The sequence below is a fragment of the Galbibacter sp. L-19 genome (assembly GCF_056857615.1).
Window position 1 is genome coordinate 262,905 of the sequence record NZ_JBSXNL010000072.1, and the last position, 18,927, is coordinate 281,831.

At 33.1% G+C, this 18,927-nt stretch carries 17 protein-coding genes; 11 read left to right on the forward strand and 6 right to left on the reverse strand.

What is annotated here, in order from left to right; genetic code table 11:
• Positions 1–52 precede the first annotated feature (52 nt).
• Positions 53–346 carry a hypothetical protein gene (locus AC13CQ_RS17125; RefSeq protein ID WP_474507244.1) on the forward strand — a complete coding sequence of 98 codons (294 nt, stop codon included), beginning with the start codon at positions 53–55 and terminating at the stop codon, positions 344–346.
• A gap of 566 nt (positions 347–912) precedes the next feature.
• On the forward strand, positions 913–2,013 hold the full coding sequence (locus AC13CQ_RS17130) for an acyltransferase family protein (RefSeq protein WP_474507245.1): 1,101 nt from the start codon (positions 913–915) through the stop codon (positions 2,011–2,013).
• Positions 2,014–2,603: 590 nt separating this feature from the next.
• Here the strand turns inward: AC13CQ_RS17130 and creD are convergent.
• Genes creD through AC13CQ_RS17145 form a run of 3 tightly spaced genes read right to left on the reverse strand, consistent with a single transcriptional unit; the run spans position 2,604 to position 4,901 of the window.
• The gene (creD, locus tag AC13CQ_RS17135; RefSeq protein ID WP_474507246.1) at positions 2,604–3,950 is read right to left on the reverse strand and encodes a cell envelope integrity protein CreD; all 1,347 of its coding nucleotides are present in this window, start codon (positions 3,948–3,950) and stop codon (positions 2,604–2,606) included.
• Between the two features lie 52 nt (positions 3,951–4,002).
• On the reverse strand, positions 4,003–4,290 hold the full coding sequence (locus AC13CQ_RS17140; RefSeq protein WP_008611903.1) for a winged helix-turn-helix domain-containing protein: 288 nt from the start codon (positions 4,288–4,290) through the stop codon (positions 4,003–4,005).
• A complete protein-coding gene (locus tag AC13CQ_RS17145) occupies positions 4,278–4,901 on the reverse strand; it encodes a hypothetical protein (RefSeq protein ID WP_474507247.1) in 624 nt (207 codons plus the stop codon). The genes AC13CQ_RS17140 and AC13CQ_RS17145 overlap by 13 nt, the downstream gene beginning before the upstream one ends.
• A gap of 493 nt (positions 4,902–5,394) precedes the next feature.
• Between AC13CQ_RS17145 and AC13CQ_RS17150 the strand changes: the two genes are divergently transcribed.
• From AC13CQ_RS17150 to AC13CQ_RS17170, 5 genes are all read left to right on the forward strand, one after another.
• Positions 5,395–6,717: a gluconate:H+ symporter gene (locus AC13CQ_RS17150; RefSeq protein WP_456868203.1), complete on the forward strand. Its 1,323-nt coding sequence runs from the start codon at positions 5,395–5,397 to the stop codon at positions 6,715–6,717.
• 235 nt (positions 6,718–6,952) lie between these two features.
• Complete coding sequence (locus AC13CQ_RS17155; protein WP_335587201.1) at positions 6,953–8,278, forward strand: alpha-L-fucosidase; 1,326 nt, start codon at positions 6,953–6,955, stop codon at positions 8,276–8,278.
• A gap of 193 nt (positions 8,279–8,471) precedes the next feature.
• On the forward strand, positions 8,472–8,936 hold the full coding sequence (locus AC13CQ_RS17160) for a RidA family protein (protein ID WP_008611907.1): 465 nt from the start codon (positions 8,472–8,474) through the stop codon (positions 8,934–8,936).
• A gap of 291 nt (positions 8,937–9,227) precedes the next feature.
• Positions 9,228–10,331: a D-TA family PLP-dependent enzyme gene (locus AC13CQ_RS17165; protein ID WP_474506549.1), complete on the forward strand. Its 1,104-nt coding sequence runs from the start codon at positions 9,228–9,230 to the stop codon at positions 10,329–10,331.
• Positions 10,332–10,434: 103 nt separating this feature from the next.
• The gene (locus AC13CQ_RS17170) at positions 10,435–11,502 is read left to right on the forward strand and encodes a dipeptidase (protein WP_474506548.1); all 1,068 of its coding nucleotides are present in this window, start codon (positions 10,435–10,437) and stop codon (positions 11,500–11,502) included.
• 52 nt (positions 11,503–11,554) lie between these two features.
• On the opposite strand, the gene AC13CQ_RS17175 is transcribed toward AC13CQ_RS17170, so the two are convergent.
• From AC13CQ_RS17175 to AC13CQ_RS17185, 3 genes are all read right to left on the reverse strand, one after another.
• The gene (locus AC13CQ_RS17175; RefSeq protein WP_474506547.1) at positions 11,555–12,607 is read right to left on the reverse strand and encodes an NAD(P)-dependent alcohol dehydrogenase; all 1,053 of its coding nucleotides are present in this window, start codon (positions 12,605–12,607) and stop codon (positions 11,555–11,557) included.
• A gap of 313 nt (positions 12,608–12,920) precedes the next feature.
• Complete coding sequence (locus tag AC13CQ_RS17180) at positions 12,921–14,471, reverse strand: Rne/Rng family ribonuclease (protein WP_474507639.1); 1,551 nt, start codon at positions 14,469–14,471, stop codon at positions 12,921–12,923.
• Between the two features lie 438 nt (positions 14,472–14,909).
• Positions 14,910–15,230, reverse strand: a complete 321-nt coding sequence (locus AC13CQ_RS17185; protein ID WP_280985323.1) for an HU family DNA-binding protein — start codon at positions 15,228–15,230, stop codon at positions 14,910–14,912.
• Between the two features lie 103 nt (positions 15,231–15,333).
• On the opposite strand from AC13CQ_RS17185, the gene mutY reads away from it, so the two are divergent.
• The 4 genes from mutY to gldD all read left to right on the forward strand — a co-directional run bounded on the left by mutY (position 15,334) and on the right by gldD (position 18,915).
• Complete coding sequence (gene mutY / locus AC13CQ_RS17190) at positions 15,334–16,377, forward strand: A/G-specific adenine glycosylase (RefSeq protein WP_474507646.1); 1,044 nt, start codon at positions 15,334–15,336, stop codon at positions 16,375–16,377.
• Positions 16,378–16,521: 144 nt separating this feature from the next.
• Positions 16,522–17,010: a single-stranded DNA-binding protein gene (locus tag AC13CQ_RS17195; RefSeq protein WP_008611921.1), complete on the forward strand. Its 489-nt coding sequence runs from the start codon at positions 16,522–16,524 to the stop codon at positions 17,008–17,010.
• A gap of 25 nt (positions 17,011–17,035) precedes the next feature.
• Positions 17,036–18,355, forward strand: a complete 1,320-nt coding sequence (locus AC13CQ_RS17200; protein WP_474506546.1) for a gliding motility-associated protein GldE — start codon at positions 17,036–17,038, stop codon at positions 18,353–18,355.
• Positions 18,352–18,915, forward strand: a complete 564-nt coding sequence (gene gldD, locus AC13CQ_RS17205) for a gliding motility lipoprotein GldD (protein WP_474507640.1) — start codon at positions 18,352–18,354, stop codon at positions 18,913–18,915. The genes AC13CQ_RS17200 and gldD overlap by 4 nt, the downstream gene beginning before the upstream one ends.
• Positions 18,916–18,927: the final 12 nt, after the last annotated feature.

Below are 18,927 nucleotides of genomic sequence, written 5' to 3' on the forward strand. Positions count from 1 at the left end.
AACTTACTTCTAGAAAAATTAGGATATTGAAGCAACAATTAACTCACAAGTGATGATTAGTTACAATAAATCACAATTAAACACATCGAGACCAGAGTATAAAGCAATGATAATAGGCTTTTGTTTGTTTTTATTTATTCCTATTATATTTTTTTCATTTTTGATTATTAATATGGAGTTTGAAGAACATATAATTTATGGGGAAATAGCTGATTTTAAAATTATAAGTGATAGTCTAGTAGATACAAGTACTCATGGAGGTGATAATAGTGTCACTCATTTATATAATATAGAAGGCTTAGATAAAATATTTTTGAAATCTGAAATAGTATTAATAGCTATTTAGATGAAAAGAATGAATTAAATTTTGTGAGCAATGTAAAAGGAGATACTGTAACTGTTAAAAGTATAGGTGAGAAGTCGGCCAAAATATTACAATGGAAAGATATAGAATTGAGTACTCCTTTAAATTTTTGGTGTAACTTTTGGCTGTTTATTTTAATACTCCTAAGGCTCTCTTTTTTCTTATGTAAAACCATTTATTTAACAATAAAAATCTAATTACCCTTTTGAGTGCCAGCTTTAAAGCTCGTGCCAAGTATGAGTAAGAAGCAAGAAAAAGTAAAAAACACTCCCTATAATCCCCTCAAGGGGTAGTTATGCGGAGCAGAGCATGGTGTAAAAAAGGAGTCCGAATTAATCCCCCCTTGGAAGGGGGCTAGGGGGATGTAAAACCCACGATGGTGCGCAATTGTATCGCGTTCCAAGGGGATTACCACACGTAAGGATTTGTGCGGCTAGGGTATTTGGGAATTATGTAATGGGCACGAGCGACACTTGAGCTACCATGGGGGAGGTAGATAACTAAAAGAATTTACTTATATTTAGTTTTACTAATTTAACTAACCAATTTTGAAACAACTTAAAGAACGCTATTTATCGTTAGACGTATTTAGAGGACTTACTCTTTTTTTAATGATAATTGTTAATACTCCTGGCTCTTGGAGTTTTATTTATAAACCATTACACCATGCACCTTGGAACGGATTTACGCTAACCGATTTAGTTTTTCCTACCTTTTTATTTGTCGTAGGAAATGCAATGAGTTTTAGTCTTAAAAAGTTTGAAGAAATAGGAAATACAGCATTTCTTAAAAAAGTTTTTAAGCGTACTTTCCTTATCTTTTTAATAGGATTTCTATTGTATTGGTTTCCATTTTTTAAAGATGGAGCATTAAAACCAATCTCCGAAACTAGAATATTTGGGGTATTACAACGCATAGCGTTATGTTATTGTTTTGCAGCGCTCATACTTCATTATTGGAAACCAAAAGGAGTATTAATATTTAGTGTAATTGCCTTAGTTGGATACCATATAATTTTATTATTATTTGGAGATCTTACTATGCAAGGAAATGCTGCTATAAAAGCAGATTTATGGCTAATAGGCTCTTCTCATATGTATAAAGGCGAAGGTTTTCCGTTTGATCCCGAAGGAGTTTTAAGCACATTACCTGCTATTGTAAATGTAATTGCTGGATATTTTGCTGGTGTTTTTCTTCAGCAAAAAGGAAAAACATATGAAGCTATTGCAAAACTAACTATGGTAGGTGGGGTATTAATTTTTCTTGCCCTAGGGTGGGATTTGTTATTGCCTATCAATAAAAAGCTCTGGACAAGTTCTTATGTTTTATTAACTGTGGGAATTGATGTTATGGTGCTCTCTATTTTAGTGTTTGTTATTGAAATTTTGAAGAAGCGGAGTTGGACCTATTTTTTTGAGGTATTCGGTAAAAATCCTTTGTTTATTTATATTCTTTCAGGGGTATTTGCAACCTTATTATTCACTTTTTCTATAGGAGAAACTTCGGCTTATGGATGGATTGCTGAGAACGTATTTATGTCGTGGATGGGCAATCTATTTGGCTCTTTAATGTTTGCATTGGTTTTTACAATGATCCTTTGGTTAATTGCTTATTATATGGATAAGAAGAAAATTTATATTAAGGTTTAAGTAAATGTAGCTGTTTAAAAAGCAATTAAACGGTATGTGTTATTCTAAACTTGACGAAGGATAGGGGTTTGAGGGATTTTTAGAAGTTTGATAACTATAATTTACTTTTTAGACAGCCATACATTATTCTTCCCGCTGGTGCGCGATTGTATCGCGTTCCACAAGGTATTATGACAAATCACATGCGTTTTTAGGAGCAATAAAGGATAACTACCACGCGAAAGGATTTGTGCGGAAACGGAGGTATTACTCGTAATAGAAGAAACGGTGGCTGAAATGAGGAAAAAGTGAAATAAACACCCTTACACCCCTATAATCCCCTCAAGGGGATAGTTATGCGGAGCACGAGTAAATTCCCCTTTGAAGAGGTTAGTAGATGCGGAAACCCAAATCAAATTCCCCCTTTAAAGTGGGCTAGGGGGATGTCAGAATACACAAATAGTAAACAAGACTAGGGAAATACTATAACAATATAACACCTCCGCTGGTGCGCGATTGTATCGCGTTCCACAAAATAATAATAGTAGTAATAAATATAAAACTACCGCATTTGGATATATTTATTAAATTCCAAATGCGGTAGTTTTATATTACTTATTCTCCCAATCTATTTTTTTAGAGAAATACATAATGGCAGCTAGAATTACAAATAATCCAATGCTTCCTACTAACAGTGCATAATCTTCTAATTGAATAATTACATATATAAATCCATATAAAGCAAATAGGGATATTCCGATTAAGCCCGCAAACTTGTTGCTTTTTAAGATGGATTTAGAATATAATGAAACCAAGGCCAATACAGCAAGTGTTGCAATAACATACGCTTTTAAAAAGGAGCTATGTTCAGAAATAGATATCAGCAGGGTGTAATACATAACCAGTGCCAGTCCAATCATTACATATTGAAAAGGATGGATGTATACTTTACTAACTAATTGAATGAGTAGAAATACTAGAAATGTGAGTCCAATTACCAAGAATCCATATTTTGAGGCACGTTCACTTTTAGCATATTCATTTACAGGTATAATAAGGTTTGCACCAAATGCAAAGGGAGTTAAATCTGGCAGCGAGTTGTAAAAAGTTTGCTCAAATTGCCTGTTTATTTGCAACACTTTCCATGAAGCTTTAAATCCATCTTTTGAGATTTCTCTAGAACCATCTTCGGGTAAAAACATTCCGTCAAAGCTTGGAGATGCCCAGTTGGACGCTATGGAGGCTTTGGTTGTTTTCCCTATTGGAATAAACTTTACTGCCTCACTTCCATTAATTTTAAGTTCGAATTTAAAATTTATTGCTTTCTGGTTCATCATAGAAAAATTATCAATAGAACTACTTTCAATAGTGTTTAGTGCCGAATTGTTATAAATTGGAGCCATAGAAAACTTCTCATTTCCTAACTCTGTCTCTACGGTATTTCGGATTCCTTTTAAATTTGATGTCTGAATAATAACAGTAGCTTTATTCCAAAGAATGTTCTCTGGTTGAAGAGCTTCCAATTCAAAATTAATAATAGGGAATTTTCCTTCCACAGTTATATCTGAGGTAAAAACAACCGACTTATAGATGCTTCTATTAAGAGGCTTAGTTTTTACTTTGGAATCAATATTTAACGTTTCCGGAAAAAAATAAGCGTAGCGAGTATATTCTTCCTTTTTAATATCATACAAATTGGTTTCGCTGTTTAAAGATTTAACTTCTTTTATTTCTTTATAAGGAACCTTGAGAATAGGTCCAGATATTATAATTTCATTTCCCCATTTATTGTTAATCTCACTTACTACTTCTTCTTGCCTATGTTTGCGTTCTTTGATGAGGTCTTGTACAAATGCTAGCGGAATAAGTAAAATTAGAATTAACATCCCTACCGTAAACATTTTTGCAGTTATAGATTCTTGTATCCAGGTGACTAATTTGCTTCTTTTTTGTTCCATTTTTGTTGTATTTAAAGTACTTTGAATTTCAAAGTATATGATTAAAAAAATATTAATTGATTAATTTTTCTAGCGCTTCTATATGTTTTTTAAATTCTAGTTTTCCAATTTTAGTGGCTTTATAATTGGTATGAGGTTTCCTGCCAATAAAAGTTTTTTCTACGGAAATATATTCGGCTTTTTCAAGTGCTTTTAAATGACTCGCTAGGTTTCCGTCTGTTACATTTAAGAGTTCTTTTAAACGATTAAAATCGGCTGCTTCATTTACTGCTAAAACAGACATGATGCCTAAACGTACCCGGTGGTCAAATAATTTATTTATGTTATCTATGATTCCCAATGTGATGCTTTTTTTTCTTCAACAAACATAATACTTCCGTAAATGATATGAAAAAGCCCAAATCCAATCATCCAAAACCAAAAACCATAACCAGGAAATGCAGCGCAAATAAGTCCTAAAATAATTTCAGCAATTCCTAAGTATTTTATATTTCCAATAGTATATTTTGATGCGTTAACAAGCGCCAGTCCATAAAAAATAAGCATAAGAGATGCTGTGAGACCGTAATGTTGACTATTTAATTTTAAAATGATATAAATACCACCAGTTACTAGTGGTATTAAAAAGTTTATAACTAATCTATAAGTAGTAATATCCCAAATTTTTGCATTGTGCTTTTTGGCTTTTCTAGAAGTTAAAAAAATAGCAGTAGCAATACTCAATACTAATACTAGTAACGCTATTAAAATTATTTCAAAAAACTTTGTGCTCCCATAATTCAATTGCTCGTGTGGTTTTGGGAAAAGATAGTAATAGGTAAATAGTCCGCCAATAATAGCGTAACAACCTGCAAAAATTCCTGAAACACCACTGAGAGAGATAAATCTTGATGAGCGATTCATCATATCTTTAATGTGTCCTATATCTTTTAAATAATTATCGTTTTTCATTTTAAAGTACTTTGTAAAACAAAGTAAATGTAAATTTTTATATTTTCAAAATACTAATCTTAAAAAAATGATTTTTAAATCCCTCATTGAGGGTTTTAATCCCCGAAGTTCTATGTCGAAATGGATTAAATTATTTTCCTTTAAATATCTCGTAGGCTTGCTTCAAGGTAGTTGATTTATTGTTGTTCGATAAAAGTTAACGAAGTTTATTGGACTTCATTTGTATCAAGGTTCAAAATGAGGTTTTCAAAATAGACCCTTTCCTATTAATAAAATGAATAAAAAGAGGGTTTTAGTAACATTTTTTTTAAAACACTTATTTTGTGGTAGTTAAGGCTTGGTTTTTGTTTTTTTTCTTGTAGCTAAGCGGTCTTGTATTTTTACTCAGACATTAATGTTATTAAATCTTAAACTAAGGCTTCAATATTTTTATTATATTCGGAAGGTTTAATTTTTATAAACCAATTATCAACCACAAAATTACCGCCAACTAATGCCTTTATTAATTGTTCTTTTAGGAATCCTTCTGCTCTTTTTATTAATAGCCAAGTTTAAACTCAACGCTTTCTTATCATTTATAATTGTCTCTTTATTTGTAGGAATAGCTGGGGGAATGGATATATTAGTTGTTGTAGATTCTATTCAAAAAGGGATAGGAAATACCCTTGGTTTTTTAGTACTTATTTTAGGGCTCGGAGCTATGCTCGGAAAATTAGTTGCCGATAGTGGAGCAGCACAGCAAATAACAGCCAAACTCATAGATAAATTCGGAAAGAAAAACATTCAATGGGCAGTTGTACTTACAGGATTTATTGTGGGAATACCAATGTTTTATTCTGTTGGCTTCGTTATTTTAATTCCGCTAGTTTTTACGGTGGCTATAGCTACGCAGATGCCACTTTTATATGTAGGTTTACCCATGTTAGCATCTTTATCGGTTACTCACGGGTATTTACCGCCGCATCCTGCACCAACAGCCATTGCCGATCAATTTAATGCAGATATTGGAAAAACATTAGTCTACGGAATAATAGTTGCAATTCCTGCTATTATTGTAGCTGGTCCATTACTTTCTAGAACTAAACTCATCAAAAAAATAAATGCAACTCCATTAAAAGAGTTCTATAATCCAGTTGTTTTAGAGGAAAATCAGATGCCGAGTATGAGTATCAGTATTTTTACGGCATTACTCCCTGTAATTTTAATTGGGATTTCAACAATTGCAAATCATTTTTTAGCGGAAGACTTGTTGGTCGCTAAAATTTTTAGCTTTATAGGAAACCCAGTTATTGCAATGCTTATAGCAGTTTTAACAGCTATTTATACGCTGGGACTTTCTAGAGGGAAAAAAATGCCTGAAGTAATGGATTCACTTACCGCTTCTATTTCTAGTATTACAATGGTGCTTTTAATAATTGCGGGTGCTGGGGCTTTAAAACAAATTTTAGTAGATAGTGGTGTGAGCGATTATATTGCCGATTTAATAAAGGATTCTAGTTTGTCACCTTTACTTTTGGCATGGCTTATTGCAACTGTAATTCGTGTTTGTGTAGGTTCTGCAACCGTAGCAGGACTCACAACAGCTGGGATTGTGTCTACTTTAGCACAAGCAGATGGCGTGAATGCAGAATTAATGGTGTTGGCTATTGGATCGGGGAGTTTAATGCTCTCCCATGTTAACGATAGTGGTTTTTGGCTCTTCAAAGAATATTTTAATTTATCTGTAAAAGAAACACTTTCTACATGGACGGTTATGGAAACTACAGTTGGAATAATGGGGCTTCTAGGTGTTTTACTATTAAATATGTTTGTTTAATAAAATAATTAATGTTAGAAGAAAAATACAAGACTGCTTCGCTACAAGGAAAATGACCAAATTTTAACTATCATAAAATAAATAGCTTATAAAAATATCGTTATTAAAATCTATTTTCTGTAGATGCTTTTTAATAGTAAGAGGCTATTTTGGAAGCCTTTTTTAAATTATGAAACAAGTGGAGTTTAATAAATTCTGTCTACTTTTATTAGATAATAATGAAAAAAAATAAAATATGAATCTAAGAATTTTAGTACTATTTTTTCTAGCAAGTACTAGTATAAACGCTCAGCAGTTTCAAGATGATAAAGATAAAATGCAGTGGTTTGGAGATGCTAAGTTGGGTGTTTTTATTCATTGGGGTTTGTATTCTGTAAATGGAATTGACGAATCATGGTCTTTTTATAATGGCTATATTTCTCATGAAGATTATTTAAAACAAACTAGCGGATTTACAGCTAGCAAATACAATCCAGAGGAATGGGTAGATCTCATTAAAGAGTCTGGAGCTAAATATTCTGTTATTACCTCTAAGCATCATGACGGATTTGCACTCTGGAATTCTCGTTATGGCGATTTTGATGCGGTAAAAAGTGCAGCAGCTAAAAAAGATGTTCTAACTCCTTTTGTTACAGCTTTACGTAATAACAATCTAAAGGTTGGAATTTATTACTCACTTCCAGATTGGTCATATCAAGATTATACACATTTTACACGAGATAGCATACGGTATAAAATTGGGGAGGAGTCTAAGAGATGGGATAAGTTTTTAAGATTTTACCAAGGACAATTAAAAGAATTGTCGGATAATTATAATCCAGATTTATACTGGTTTGATGGCGATTGGGAGCATTCTTCGGAAGAATGGGAAGCTCCAAAAGTGCGACAAATGTTATTAGATAAAAATCCAAATACCATTTTAAATTCGAGATTAAAAGGACACGGAGATTATGCAACTCCAGAGCAAGGAATGCCAATTACTAGACCAAAAGATGAATACTGGGAGTTATGCATGACGATGAATAATTCTTGGGGGTATCAAAAAAATGATCATGATTATAAATCACTAAACCAAATTATAGGCATTTTCACAGATGTTATTGGAAATGGTGGTAATTTATTGTTAGATATCGGTCCAAAGGCAGATGGTTCTATTCCAAAAGAACAAGTTGCCATTTTAAAAGGTTTGGGGAGATGGACTTCTAAACATAAAGAAGCTATTTATGGAACAGTGGCTGGAATACCAAAAGAGCATTTTTATGGCGCTTCAACCTTATCAAAGGAGGGAAATATTTTATATCTTTTTGTAAAAGGAAATCCAGAAGGAGAAGTTGTTGTAAGAGGATTAAAAAATGACATAAATAGGATATGGGTAGTAGGAGAAGGCACTAAGCTTTCTCATAAAGTTGTTGGAAGTGTGTATTGGAGCGAATATCCAGGAATAAAATACATTCAAGTTCCAGATACAGTTTTAGATGAAAATATGACTGTTTTAGCGTTGCTTTTGGACGGAAAAGTAGATTTGTATCGAGAAGATGGCGCTGTAATTGAAAGCAATTAATAAGTTTCTAAAAGAAAAGAGTTTGTTTGCTGAACTTATCAAACATATATTAATGAGCATTAATGTCCGAGAAAAATACAAGAGCGCTTCGCTATAAGAAAAAAGAGCAAAGACTAAATATTAACTATCATAAAATAAGTAGTTTAAAGAAATAACATTACTAAAATCAATTGTTTAACTTAAATTTATTTGTGTGAAAAAGCCTTCAGAAAAAATAAAAGAATTAGGATTAATACTGCCTCCAGCACCAAAACCAGCAGGAGTATATCGCCCAGTTTTGGTAGTAGATAATTTCTTGTATGTATCTGGACAAGGACCTGTAAATACCGATGGAAGTTTGATGTTTGGAAGAGTAGGGGATGATGTAAATTTAGAAGATGGATATGCTGCTGCTAGGCAAGTAGCACTCACAATGCTTTCTACTATTCAAACTCATTTTGGAGATATTGATAAAATAAAACGAGTGGTAAAGGTATTGGGGATGGTAAATTGTACCCCAGATTTTAGAAAACATCCTTTAGTAATAAATGGATTTAGCGAATTAATGGCGGAAATTTTTGGAGCAGAACACGGAATTGGAGTTCGTAGTGCAGTAGGAATGATGCTTCCCGATAATATTCCTGCAGAAATAGAAGCAATGTTCGAACTTCATAAATAACGTAAGTTAGACATAAGAATTATGAAAATATAAGAGAACTGGCCTATTTAAAAAGCATTGAAAATCAAGGAAGCCGTATGGGACTATAGATAAAAAGCTGTTTGAGTGTAGCGAGTTCTTTTTATCTGTGGAGGGTGTTTCCGTAGATTTTCTCATGCTTTTTAAATCAGTCTTGACTTTTTTGTTTCGTTTTTGTGTCAAGACAAAAATGAAAATTGACTTAGGTGATTGAAAATAATATGGTTAAATATACGCTATGTTGATATATAGAACTCACGTTAAATAGAAAATATGAATTGGTACGAAATTTTAAATATTGATACAATTGCTACACCAGCGCTACTAGTATTTCCAGAGCGGATAAAATTAAACATTCAAAGAATGCTTGAGATTTCAGGAGATGTAAATCGACTAAGACCTCATACAAAAACGCATAAAACTGCAGAGGTAATAAAATTGCAACAAGAGGTAGGAATTAATAAATTTAAGTGTGCTACTATTGCTGAAGCAGAGTTATTGGCAAAATGTGGTGCCAAAGAAATTCTTCTGGCAATGCAACCTGTTGCTGAAAATATAAATCGCTTTTTTAAACTGAAGGAAACCTATCCAAACTCTTATTTTTCAACACTTGTAGATAATGATTTAATACTTGAGCAAATTAATAAATTGGCAGGTGAAAAAAGTATGAAAGTCGGTCTTTGGATGGATGTAAATGTTGGGATGAATAGAACAGGCATTGTGCCAGATGAGAAAGCTTTTAAGTTATTTAAATCGCTCATAGCTTCAGAGAATATTATTGCAGAAGGCTTCCATGTATACGATGGACATTTACGAAACCCCAATTTTAATCAACGTAAAAAAGATTGCGATACTGCTTTTGAAAAAGTTTTATTGCTAAAAGCTAAGTTGGAGAAAGAGAGTTTCAATGTAAAACATATTATAGCGGGAGGTTCTCCTTCTTTTCCAGTACATGCGTTAAGGGATGATGTCGATTTGAGTCCTGGTACAACCTTGCTTTGGGACGCTGGCTATGGAGATTTGTTTCCAGAAATGAAAATGCTTCATGCGGCAGTTTTGGTTACTCGAATAATTAGTAAACCTTCTGAGGGGATTTTGTGTTTAGATTTAGGACATAAATCGCTTGCCTCAGAGATGCCTTTTCCAAGAGTAAAGTTTTTAAAACCAAACGACTTTGAGCAAGTAAGTCAGAGTGAAGAGCATTTTGTGGTTAAAACTAAAACTCCTGAAAAATATAATATAGGTGATGTTTTTTATGCTGTACCGATGCACATTTGTCCTACCGTTGCAAAATACCAAGAGCTTAAGGTGGTAAAAAATAACGCTGTTGTAGGAACTTGGGACGTAGTGGCTAGAAATCAGAAAATAACTATTTAGTAGGATATAGAAAGGATTATATTTCAACACTCAACACTCAACACTCAACACTCAACACTCAACACTCAACATTCAACATTCAACATTCAAAATAAAAAAAAATATGTTTATACTTGATGCGCACCTAGATCTTTCCATGAATGCTATAGATTGGAATAGAGACTTACGATGGACAGTTGAAGAAATCCGTGCTTATGAAAAAGGTATGACCGATTTGCCTGGGAGATCCGCAAATACAGTGTCTTTGGATGCTATGCGAAAAGGGAATGTTGGGGTGTGTGTAGCCACGCAAATAGCACGTTATGTAAAAAAAGACAATCCCTTACCAGGTTGGAATTCTCCACAACAAGCATGGGCACAAACCCAAGCGCAATTAGCTTGGTATTTGGAGATGGAAGCTCTAGGAGAGATGAAGCAGATTAGAAATGTGAATGAGCTAGACTCACATTTGGAGTACTGGAATCATTCGGATGATTGTAATAAAGCGATTGGTTTTATTCTAAGTTTAGAGGGAGCCGATTCTATAGTTTCTATGGAGCATTTACATAAAGCGCATGCATATGGATTGAGAGCTATTGGTCCTGCGCATTACGGACCAGGAACTTATGCTTTTGGGACAGATTCTGTAGGAGGAATAGGTGAGAAAGGAAAGGAATTGCTTAGAGAAATTGAAAAACTAAACTTAATCTTAGACGCCACACATTTATGCGACCAAAGTTTTTGGGAAGCTTTGGATGTTTATAATGGTGCCATTTGGGCAAGTCATAATAATTGTAGATCCTTAGTAGATCATAACAGGCAATTTTCTGATGAGCAAATTAAAGAATTGCTTAAAAGAAATGCTGTAATTGGAGTAGTAATGGATGCTTGGATGATGGTTCCTAATTGGGTGCGAGGGAAATCTACTCCTAAAAGTATGGATGCTTCTTTGAAGCAAGTGGTAGATAATATCGATCATATTTGTCAGCTTGCAGGAAATACTTCTCAAGTAGGAATAGGCTCCGATTTAGATGGCGGTTTTGGATTAGAGCAAAGCCCACATGATATAGATACAATAGCCGATTTACAAAAAATTCCAGAATTACTAAAAGCACGTGGATATTCAGAAAAGGATATTCAAGGAATTATGCATGGAAATTTCTTGAAGTTTATAAGAAGGGTTTGGAGTTAAAACAACTAGCCTTTCTCAAACAGAGAAAGGCTAGTTGTTTATAGGTAATTGTTTATGCCTCTTTCAGGCTTTTCATATCAATAACAAATCGGTATTTTACATCCGATTTTACTACCCTATCAAAAGCTGTATTGATATTTTGGATGTCTATCATCTCAACATCGGAAACAATATTATGCGTTCCACAGAAATCTAACATCTCTTGAGTTTCTTTAATACCACCAATCATTGAGCCAGCTACACGTTTTCTACCCATTACTAATGCACCACCATGAACAGGATCTATTGGCTCAATGGCACCAACTAATACCATAGTTCCATCTCTTTTTAATAGCCCTAGGTATGGATTAATATCATGGCCAACAGGGATAGTATTTAATAAAAAGTCAAAACTAGCTGTATGCTCTTGCATTTGGGTGTTGTCTTTAGAGATTAATACATCATCAGCCCCCAAAGATTTTGCATCAGTTGCTTTTTCTGGAGAAGTGGTAATCATAATAACTTCTGCGCCTAAAGCATGAGCAAATTTTATTCCCATATGTCCAAGTCCTCCTAAGCCAATAACGCCAACTTTGTCTCCTTTTTTAACATTCCATTCTCGTAGTGGTGACCATGTTGTAATTCCAGCACAAAGAAGTGGTGCAGCAGCTTTTGTATCTATATTTTCTGGTACTTTCAATACAAAATCTTCTCTAACAGTTACTTGTTCAGAATAACCTCCAAAGGTATGCCCGCCCAAATCTTTATCTTTTCCATTGTAAGTTAGTATTGCTCCATTTTCGCAATATTGTTCTAGATCTTCTTTACAAGAGTTACACTCTTTGCAAGAATCAACCAAGCAGCCTACTCCTACTAAATCTCCTACTTTAAATTTTGTTACTTTGGATCCAATTTCTGTAACTCTACCAATAATTTCGTGACCAGGAACTACAGGATATTTTGAGTTTTTCCAATCGTTTCGTACTTGGTGGATATCACTATGGCAAACCCCGCAAAAATCTATTTCAATTTTTACGTCATTCTCTTTTGTATTTCTACGTTCTATTTTATGGGGAATTAAATCTGCATCGTTTGACAATGCCGCATATGCTTTTACCTGACTCATAACTAAATTTAATTTTGTTAGTAAGAGCAAGTTATTTAATAGTTTATAGAATAATATTAACACATGTTAATTTAAGAATCAACAAAAGTTAAATCTCTCATTGAGGGTTTTATTTCCCAAAGCTTGTCCAGAGTTTACCGAAGAGCTCTACATCGAAATGGATTACATTATTTTCCATTGAATACCTCGTAGGCTTGTTTCGAGGGAATTTATTTTATTAAACATCAACTTAACAGCCTGAATTTTAGTGGAGTAAATAAAAAAACCACGCTTACAAATAGTTATTTGAATGGCGTGGTTTTAGAAAAATATTTTAAAATTTTAAATTATTACCGTCTTTATCTTTAAAGCGGTATTCTAGATATGTGTAAGCATCTCTTGGTAAAATCTTGACCCATTTTTTATGTTCTAAAAACCATTTAAAACGTACGGATGGAAATCCTTTTGTTAAATAAGCAGCAATAAATGGGTGTGTATTAAGTACAATTCCATTTTTACTGTTCTTGCTTTGCATGATGCGTTCTAGATCGAAAGTAATTTTGTTTATTAAAACAATTGGGGCTTCAATTTCACCACCATTTCCGTTCGGGTTTTCCTCACGGGTTTTAATATTCATTTCTGGTCTTACGCGTTGTCTTGTAATTTGTATGAGGCCAAACTTACTTGGAGGTAGGATTTTGTGTTTGGCTCTATCGTCTCGCATTTCTTCTCTTAAATGGTCGAATAGTTGTCTTCGATTGTCGGCATTTGCCATATCTATAAAATCAACAACAATAATGCCTCCCATATCTCGTAATCTTAATTGGCGTGCTACTTCAGAAGCAGCAATTAGATTAACCTCTAAGGCGGTGTCTTCTTGAGACTTTGCTTTGTTAGAACGATTTCCGCTATTTACATCTATAACATGTAATGCTTCGGTGTGTTCTATAACCAAATACGCCCCTTTACTGGAGGATACGGTTCGTCCAAAAGAAGTTTTTATTTGTCTCTCAACTCCATATTTTTCATAAATAGGAATATTTGATTCATACAATTTTACAATAGATTCTTTCTCTGGTGCAATTTCATGCAAGTAATCTTTAATTTGAAAATAAAGCGTTTCGTCATCTACATAAATTCCAGTAAAATCATCGTTAAATACATCTCTTAAAATAGAGGCTGCCCGATTCATTTCACTTAAAACTTTAGATGGATAATTTGCCTTATAAATTTTTTTGCACAACGCTGTCCATTTTGCTAACAGGTTGTTTAAATCTTTGTCTAGTTCGGCGACTTTTTTGCCTTCTGCCACTGTTCGCACAATCACTCCAAACCCTTTTGGGCGGATGCTTTGTACAAGCCTTTTTAAACGATCTTTTTCTTCTTTACTTTCTATTTTTTGAGAAACAGAAACTCGATCAGAAAAAGGAACCAATACCAAATACCTTCCGGCTATAGATAGCTCAGAACTAATTCGGGGTCCTTTTGTAGAAATAGGCTCTTTTACAATTTGTACTAGTATAGATTGATTGGCTTTTAAAACGTTGTTTATTACGCCATTCTTGTCTATATCTTTTTCAAATGGGAAGTCTTTTAAAGAGAAATCTTTTAATTTACCTGTGCTTACACGTTTTATGAATTTCAACAAGGAGCTTAATTGTGGACCTAAATCGTGGTAATGCAAAAATGCATCTTTTTCGTATCCTACATTTACAAAAGCTGCATTTAAACCAGTAACTGGTTTTCTTACTTTTGCAAGCATAATGTCACCCACGGAGAAGTCGCTACTTTCTTCTTCCTTGTGTAATTCAACAAGTTTTCCATCCTTTAATATGGCAAAATCAACGTCAGAGGAACTAGATCTTACAATTAATTCTTTATTCACTCTGAATGAATTTTTATCTGTTTTGATATTTTAATTCCCTCACAGAGGGTTTAATTTTCCGACGCTTTCCGCGGAAAAGTATTATAAATAAACAAAATTGCTTAGTATTATACCCTTAATAGGAATTAAAATTGCAAAACTGATGGATTAAACAATAAAATTTGTTTCATCTAAAAAAAATGAAATAAATTTTTACTACAGGTTTTTTTGAATAAACCCAACGAAATTTACCCTAGCGTTCTTGCTAAGATTAAATTTCTTTTTCAATGAACGTTTGTATAATGAGTATACAATCACATAAAAAAGAAAAAGTAGTTATCTAACTACTTTTTCTTGTGACGGTTAGCTCTTCTTCTTTTCTTACGCTTATGCGTAGCTACCTTATGTCTTTTTCTTTTTTTACCGCTTGGCATCGACTTTAATTTTTTATATTAATACTTATTTTACTTCTACGCTAGTTTTAACACCCTCTACAAATACTTTTGCGGGTTTGAAAGCTGGGATATTGTGAGCAGGAATCTTAATAGTTGTGTTTTTAGAAATGTTTCTTCCTGTTTTTTCTGCTCTAGTTTTGATAATGAAACTACCAAAACCTCTTAGGTAAACATTATCACCGCTTTCTAATGAGTTTTTCACCTCTTCCATAAAGGATTCAACAGTTGCCTGTACATCTCCCTTTTCCATGCCAAGTTTCTCTGAAATCTTAGCTACAATGTCTGCTTTAGTCATTTTTTTATATTTGTTTACAGTGTTATAAATTTAGGGGATGCAAATATATAAATTAATTACCCAATAAATAAACTGTAAATAATTAAAATTTAACTAAATAAAGCTATTATTTTTGTACACGATAAAGAAACATATGGATTTTAAAGGCGTTATCATGCATTGGTATGATAAAAATAAAAGGATTTTACCATGGAGAACAACCAAAAATCCGTACAATATATGGCTTTCTGAAATCATGCTTCAGCAGACTAGAGTGGAACAAGGACTCCCTTATTACCTAAAGTTTACCGAAAAGTATCCTACAGTTTTTGATCTTGCACAGGCTTCGGAAGAAGAAGTTTTGAAATTGTGGCAAGGACTTGGCTACTATTCTAGAGCTAGAAACTTACATACAACAGCTAAAAAAGTTGCTTTCGAATTTGATGGAAACTTTCCTGATAACTATAAGGAGTTAAAACAACTAAAGGGAGTGGGAGATTATACGGCTAGTGCTATTGCCTCTATTTGTTATAACGAAGTAACGCCTGTTGTAGACGGGAATGTATATAGGGTTCTAGCTAGATTTTATGGGATAGATCTACCAATTAATAGTACCGAAGGGGTTAAATATTTTAAATCTTTGGCAGAAGAATTAATAGATACTCAAGACCCAGGCACTTACAACCAAGCATTAATGGAGTTTGGAGCAAAGCAATGTAAACCTCAATCTCCAGATTGTAGTATTTGTGAGCTTCAGTCTAAATGTGTTGCTTTTAATAAGAACGAAATTTCTTTACTTCCTGTTAAATTAAAAAAGACGAAGGTTAAAAAGAGATATTTTAATTATTTAATTATTACGGATGATAAAAAAACAGTCCTTCAGCAGCGAACAAAGAAGGATATATGGCTTAATTTATATGAATTCCCTTTGATTGAAACTTCTTCAGCAATAAAAATAGACAATTTAATAAAGCACGAAGACTTTTTAAAACACACAAAAGGCTACACTTTTGATGTGAACTTGTATAATGGGGAGTCTAAAGTTCATAAATTATCACATCAACATATATATACTCAGTTTTGGATTGTAACTTTGCAGAGCGAATTAAAAAACGGGATTTCTGTAGATAATGTAAGAGATTATCCTGTACCTGTGCTAATTGCAAATTTTGTTGAAGAGTTTGGGTTTAATAGTTAGTGCGTTTTAATTGCAAACAAATACTTTTAAAGTTGAAGTTGCAATTTGAAGGACATCTTGTAAATTACCATTTTTTTGCAATGAAAATTTAGTAATTTTTAATACATTTATAAATTAACGAAATAGATTTTAAGAAATAATATTATGAGTGGAACGTTAAATAAAGTAATGCTGATTGGTCACTTAGGAGACGACGTGAAAATGAATTATTTTGAAGGAGGCAATTGTATTGGACGTTTCCCGCTAGCAACCAATGAAACGTATACAAACAGACAAACAGGAGAGCGTGTTTCTAATACCGAATGGCATACTGTTGTAGTACGTAATAAAGCTGCCGAAGTTTGTGAAAAATATTTAAGCAAAGGTGATAAAGTTTATATTGAAGGGCGCTTAAAAACAAGACAGTGGCAGGGAGAAGATGGAAATATGAGATATACCACAGAAGTACAGGCAACAGATTTTACTTTCTTATCTAATAAAGGAGAAAGTGCAGGAGGGGCTCAGCAAAATGCTTCTTCGCCTAGTCAAAATCAAAGTAGCAATAACCAAAATACAGAATCGCCTCAGCAGCATCATCAAGCATCGGAACAATCGCCATTATCTCCAGATGCAGATGACGATTTACCATTTTAACCAAGTTTAATCAAAACAAAAACCTTTGGACCCAGAGCCCTCGAGTTTATTTTCAATTTTATTATTTATTGACACAACTTCAATTATTAAATTGATAGTTTTAGTTGTATTACTTGCTTGTTCTGCTCTTATTTCTGGAGCAGAAGTAGCCTTTTTTTCACTTTCTCAAACAGATGTTAACGACGTCCAAGACAAAAAAACTACCGTAGGAAACATAATTGTAAAGCTACTAGACAAACCAAAAAAGTTATTAGCAACTATTTTGGTTGCCAATAATTTTATAAATATTGCCATTGTATTATTGTTTAGTTCTCTCGGAAATTTTTTCTTCGGAGGCTTAGAGGGAAGAATTTTAGGAATTATAGAAGTGCGTTTTATTGTGGAAGTAGTTGTTGCTACTTTTTTAATTTTGCTCTTTGGAGAAATTCTTCCAAAAGTATATGCAAATAGAAACAAGCTCAAATTTGCTTATTTTATGGCATATCCCTTGAATGTTTTAGATACACTTTTCTATCCTTTAAGTATGCCAATGCGCTCCATAACCATCTTTTTACAAGATAAATTAGGAAAACAGCGTACCAATATTTCAATAGATCAACTTTCTCATGCATTAGAACTTACCTCGGAGGAAGATACAACAATAGAAGAACAGAAAATCTTACAAGGAATTGTTTCTTTCGGAAATACGGATACACGACAAGTAATGCAGCCTCGAATAGATGTTTTTGCATTAAATGAAGAGATGAAGTTTCAGGAAATTGTGGATGAGATTATTAAGAATGGCTATTCTAGAATTCCAGTTTTTAAAGATAATATGGACAATGTAACTGGAGTTTTATATGTAAAAGATTTATTGCCATATCTAGATAAAAAGAATTTTGATTGGACTTCTTTAAAAAGAGAGCCTTATTTTGTCCCTGAAAATAAAAAATTAGACGATTTATTGAAGGAGTTCCAAGAGATGAAAAAGCATTTAGCTATTGTTGTGGATGAATATGGAGGAACTTCTGGTTTGGTAACTTTAGAAGATATTATTGAAGAAATTGTAGGAGATATTAGTGATGAATTTGATGATGAAGATCTTGTTTATTCTAAATTAGATGAAAAAAACTTTGTCTTTGAAGGAAAAACAGCATTAAAAGACTTTTATAGAGTTATTGATATTGAAGATGAAAGTATTTTTGAAGAAAAGAAAGGAGAATCTGAAACCATAGCAGGATTTGTTTTGGAAATAGCGGGAAGCTTCCCAAAAAAAGGAGAAAATATTGTTTTCAATAATATTACCTTTAAAATTGAAGCGTTAGATAAAAAGCGAATCAAACAAATAAAAGTTACACTTCATTGAAAAAAACAATCTTTATAAACATACTTATTTTAAGCGTAGTTTTATATTCATGTGGAAATGATCCAGTTCCAAAACCTAATGGAATGCTTCGTTTGGAATATCCTACTGCTTCTTATGTTTCAGTAGAGAAGAAAGTATGTCCTTATATTTTTCAAGTGAATAAAGAAACAACGGTAAAGACCTCTAACAATTGTTCCATGACGGTTGATTATCCGCAAATGAATGCGAGTATCTATATTACGTATAAGCCCGTTAAGAACAATTTGGACAAATTATTACGAGATGCTCAAAAACTTACTTATGAGCATGTAGCTAAGGCCGATAATATCCAAGAACAGCCATTTGTAAATCCAGATAATAAGGTCTATGGAATGTTTTATTTGGTAACAGGCAATGCGGCTTCGGCTTCTCAATTTTATGTAACCGATAGCACTTCTCACTTTCTAACAGGGTCATTATATTTTAACACCAAACCTAATTACGACTCGGTACTTCCAGCCGCTAAATACTTAGAAGAAGATATTAGAAAGATTATGGAAAGCCTAAAGTGGCAAAATTAACTACCTAAATAA

Excerpts from the sequence above, each read along its gene's own strand:
- AC13CQ_RS17125 (WP_474507244.1), top strand. The coding sequence starts at position 53 with ATGATTAGTTACAATAAATCACAATTAAACACATCGAGACCAGAGTAT.
- creD (WP_474507246.1), bottom strand. The coding sequence starts at position 3,950 with ATGGAACAAAAAAGAAGCAAATTAGTCACCTGGATACAAGAATCTATA.
- AC13CQ_RS17145 (WP_474507247.1), bottom strand. The coding sequence starts at position 4,901 with ATGAAAAACGATAATTATTTAAAAGATATAGGACACATTAAAGATATG.
- AC13CQ_RS17150 (WP_456868203.1), top strand. The coding sequence starts at position 5,395 with ATGCCTTTATTAATTGTTCTTTTAGGAATCCTTCTGCTCTTTTTATTA.
- AC13CQ_RS17155 (WP_335587201.1), top strand. The coding sequence starts at position 6,953 with ATGAATCTAAGAATTTTAGTACTATTTTTTCTAGCAAGTACTAGTATA.
- AC13CQ_RS17165 (WP_474506549.1), top strand. The coding sequence starts at position 9,228 with ATGAATTGGTACGAAATTTTAAATATTGATACAATTGCTACACCAGCG.
- AC13CQ_RS17170 (WP_474506548.1), top strand. The coding sequence starts at position 10,435 with ATGTTTATACTTGATGCGCACCTAGATCTTTCCATGAATGCTATAGAT.
- AC13CQ_RS17175 (WP_474506547.1), bottom strand. The coding sequence starts at position 12,607 with ATGAGTCAGGTAAAAGCATATGCGGCATTGTCAAACGATGCAGATTTA.
- mutY (WP_474507646.1), top strand. The coding sequence starts at position 15,334 with ATGGATTTTAAAGGCGTTATCATGCATTGGTATGATAAAAATAAAAGG.
- AC13CQ_RS17195 (WP_008611921.1), top strand. The coding sequence starts at position 16,522 with ATGAGTGGAACGTTAAATAAAGTAATGCTGATTGGTCACTTAGGAGAC.